Below are 3,250 nucleotides of genomic sequence, written 5' to 3'. Positions count from 1 at the left end.
CGAAAGCGCTCGATACATGCCTGGCCGCTTGTGTTTCGATGCGGTTTCGCTCGCGGTTTCATCGCCGTGAAACACGTCGAAATATTCGCGGCCTCGCCAATGCTTTCCCACGTTTCAACGATGCGCTAGGCTCCTGGTATCAGTTTCTCGTTGTTCCGAACATCGCGTTTCTACGCAACCCAGGAGTCGCATCATGAACCCGAAGCTCGCAGCCGCAGCCCTCGTGGGCGCCTTGAGCTTGAGCGGCTGTTACTACGTGCCTTACGGATACTATCCGTCTTACCCCGGCTACCCCGCGTATGCCGGTCAGCCGGTGGTCGGCACGGCGCAGGCGCAACGTGAGATTCCTGTGGCGCCGGACGGAGCTTCCGGTTCGGCTCCTGCGCAGCAGTACGACAACACTCAAAACGCACAGCAGAATTCAAGCAGTTATGCCTCTGCCACGCCGCCGCCTGCAGGCTATGCGCCACCTCCCGCCTACTACCCGGCTTACCCTGTCTATGCCCCATATCCGGCGTATTACGGTTATCCGTATGGCTATGGATACGGCTATGGCGGTCCAGCGGTCTCGATCGGCTTTGGATTCTGGGGCGGTGGGCACGGCGGTGGTGGCTGGCATGGCGGTGGCGGCCACGGGCATTATCACTAAGGTTTCGGCTTACTCCCGCCTTACCCGCTGGATGTAACCGTTTCACACCTGCCGCGCCGCAGTAGCGTGCTGGTTTGTCTGAAGGCGACGTTGCTCGGCCGGTCAAGCCCTTCAAGCCGATCTGGCACGTTTTTCGCTCCTGCCTCCGTCGAAAGCGCCGTTTCGCGCGCTCCGTCAGGGGACTCCTTATCATGCTGGTCTTTACGCTGATCCTTCTTTGGCTCGCAGCTTGCCTGGGCGTACTCTCCGTCTGGGTGCTGCGCGATGCGTCGTCCGCGGATGCGTCGCCCGGCGCCGCCGTGCAAGAGCCGACCACTCAATAAAACGAGACAGCCGTGGGTATTCATCCCTTGACGTCTGTCCACATCGCCCTATCCTTAGTCGATACACGTTCGCCGATCACTTACTTAATGCGTTAAAAGCGCGCTGACGTCTGGATCGCAACCGCGATCGCCAGAATCGGAACTGCCGCGCGTCCTTGAAAATAAGAACCAGGAGACGTTATGTTCCACCAGATTCTGACGCCAGTCAGCGGCTCGCTCGGCTGGTCTTTCCTCGTGGCGGCGCTGCCCATTATTGTCGTGCTCGTGTTGCTCGGATGGGCGCGCAGGCCTGCGTGGCAGGCGTCTCTAGCGGGACTCGTCGTTGGGATCGTGATAGCGATCGGCGTGTGGCATTTCCCGGTAGGACTTGCCCTCGATTCTGTGGCGGCCGGCGCGGTGTTCGCCGTCTGGCCTGTGATGTGGATCGTCTTCGCGGCCATCCTGCTCTACAACATTGCACAACGCTCCGGCCGCTTCGAAGCATTCCGCATGTGGATGATCGATAACCTGCCGAACGACCGGCGCATCGTGCTGGTTGTCATCGGCTTTTCTTTTGGCGCGCTGCTCGAGGGTATTTCCGGGTTCGGCACACCGATCGCGATCACGAGTTCGCTCTTGATCCTGCTCGGCTTTCCTACGCTGGAAGCGCTGACGTTCACGCTGATCTTCAACACGGCGCCGGTTGCGTTCGGCGCGCTGGGCGTGCCGATCACCGTGCTCGGCGCCGTCACTCACCTTCCCACCGATGCCCTCGCAAAGATGGTCGGCCGCCAGTTGCCGTTCTTCGCGCTGATGCTGCCGTTCTACGTGATCGGTGTCTACGCGGGCTTTCGCAACATGCTCAAGATCTGGCCGGTGCTGCTGGTTGCCGGCGGGACGTTCGCGCTCACGCAATTCGTGACATCGAATTTCATCAGTTACTCGCTCACCGATGTCCTGTCGTCACTCGTCTCCCTGATCCTCACGATCGCGTTCCTGCGCGTCTGGAAACCCGCACCCGATGAACGCTTTGCGGTGAACGTGGATCGCGTGGCGCAGACACGCGGCAAACTTTCCGGCGGACATGGCTGGGTGCCGTGGATCGTGGTGTCAGTGGTCGTGATCGTGTGGACGGTGGCGAAGATCTTCATGATCGGCGATGTAAAAGTGGCATGGCCCGGACTCGACAAAGCCGTCTTCATCACGCTCTACAACCAGCCATATGCCGCAATCTGGGATTTCCAGCCGCTCGCCACAGGCACGGCTATCCTGGTGGCGGCGATCATCACCGCGTTGATCGTGAAGCTGCCGGCGCGTGAATTCGGCGCATCGATCGCGGACACGTGGATTCAGACCCGCATCGCCATCATGACTGTGGCGACGATCGTCGGGCTTGCGTACCTGATGAACTACTCCGGGATGAACTACACGCTCGGCCTGGGCGTGGCGTCGGTGGGCGCGTTTTTCCCGCTGGTTTCCGCTTTCCTCGGCTGGGTTGCGGTGTTCCTGTCGGGCAGCGACACGTCCGGTAATGCGCTCTTCGGCAATCTGCAAGTGGTCGCCGCGCGCCAGCTCAATCTCAATCCGATCCTCATGGCCGCGACCAATTCATCAGGCGGCGTGATGGGGAAAATGATCTCGCCGCAAAACATCTCGACAGGCGTTGCTACAACGGGACTCAAAGGCAAGGAAGGCGTGGTGTTCGCCAAGACGTTCAAGCATTCCATCCTTCTGACGGTACTGCTCGGCGTGCTCGTCTGGCTGCAGCAGAACGTGCTGACGTGGATGATTCCGCACTGAAACTTTGTTGTCGCATCAATCTCCGACCACTCGCCCGCGCGTCGCTTTCACGGCGCCGCGGCGCACTTTTCCTTCGACTCTTCTCACCTGCGACGCACGCGTGGGTTTCGTCGCCACACGCGTGCGCCGTACGATACTCACACGCTGGACCATCTCGTCGAGCCGGGCAAGCGCCGCGGCGCGATTCATGTCCTGCGTGCGGTGCTCCTGCGACTTGATGATGATCACGCCGTCGCGCGTGATGCGGCTGTCGCGCAATGCGAGAAGCCGCATCTTGATCGACTCGGGCAAGGACGACGCGCGTATATCGAAGCGCAGATGGATCGCGCTGGATACCTTGTTGACGTTCTGGCCGCCCGCGCCTTGCGCTCGTACGGCGATCAGCTCCACTTCATTCGGCTGGATTGCATAGTCGATCATGTGATTCACGATGCCGCCTCCACAATGCGCGCCGCCAACCCCGAGTCACGCCGCGTCGGCGTCCGGACCGCCTGCGCAA

General features: G+C 60.9%; 5 protein-coding genes. 4 read left to right on the top strand and 1 reads right to left on the bottom strand.

Annotation, left to right across the window (positions count from 1 at the left end):
* From ACRXB1_RS33295 to ACRXB1_RS33280, 4 genes are all read left to right on the top strand, one after another.
* The coding region (locus ACRXB1_RS33295) for a hypothetical protein (protein ID WP_449494450.1) at positions 1 to 197 on the top strand (197 nt) is incomplete at its 5' end.
* Positions 194 to 649 carry a hypothetical protein gene (locus ACRXB1_RS33290; protein ID WP_061999016.1) on the top strand — a complete coding sequence of 152 codons (456 nt, stop codon included), beginning with the start codon at positions 194 to 196 and terminating at the stop codon, positions 647 to 649. The genes ACRXB1_RS33295 and ACRXB1_RS33290, both read left to right, overlap by 4 nt.
* A 191-nt stretch (positions 650 to 840) precedes the next feature.
* On the top strand, positions 841 to 972 hold the full coding sequence (locus ACRXB1_RS33285) for a hypothetical protein (protein WP_449494449.1): 132 nt from the start codon (positions 841 to 843) through the stop codon (positions 970 to 972).
* 180 nt (positions 973 to 1,152) lie between these two features.
* On the top strand, positions 1,153 to 2,751 hold the full coding sequence (locus ACRXB1_RS33280) for an L-lactate permease (RefSeq protein ID WP_061999015.1): 1,599 nt from the start codon (positions 1,153 to 1,155) through the stop codon (positions 2,749 to 2,751).
* Positions 2,752 to 2,766: 15 nt separating this feature from the next.
* Here the strand turns inward: ACRXB1_RS33280 and arfB are convergent, their stop codons facing one another.
* Complete coding sequence (gene arfB, locus ACRXB1_RS33275; protein WP_062000790.1) at positions 2,767 to 3,171, bottom strand: alternative ribosome rescue aminoacyl-tRNA hydrolase ArfB; 405 nt, start codon at positions 3,169 to 3,171, stop codon at positions 2,767 to 2,769.
* Between the last annotated feature and the right edge of the window lie 79 nt (positions 3,172 to 3,250).

The organism is Caballeronia sp. M23-90, assembly GCF_053574605.1.
Note: the sequence above shows the minus strand (reverse complement) of the source record. Positions and strands in the feature narration are given on the sequence as shown.

Bases quoted from the DNA above. Each gene is read 5' to 3' on its own strand.
- ACRXB1_RS33290 (WP_061999016.1), top strand. From the start codon at position 194: ATGAACCCGAAGCTCGCAGCCGCAGCCCTCGTGGGCGCCTTGAGCTTG.
- ACRXB1_RS33285 (WP_449494449.1), top strand. From the start codon at position 841: ATGCTGGTCTTTACGCTGATCCTTCTTTGGCTCGCAGCTTGCCTGGGC.
- ACRXB1_RS33280 (WP_061999015.1), top strand. From the start codon at position 1,153: ATGTTCCACCAGATTCTGACGCCAGTCAGCGGCTCGCTCGGCTGGTCT.
- arfB (WP_062000790.1), bottom strand. From the start codon at position 3,171: ATGATCGACTATGCAATCCAGCCGAATGAAGTGGAGCTGATCGCCGTA.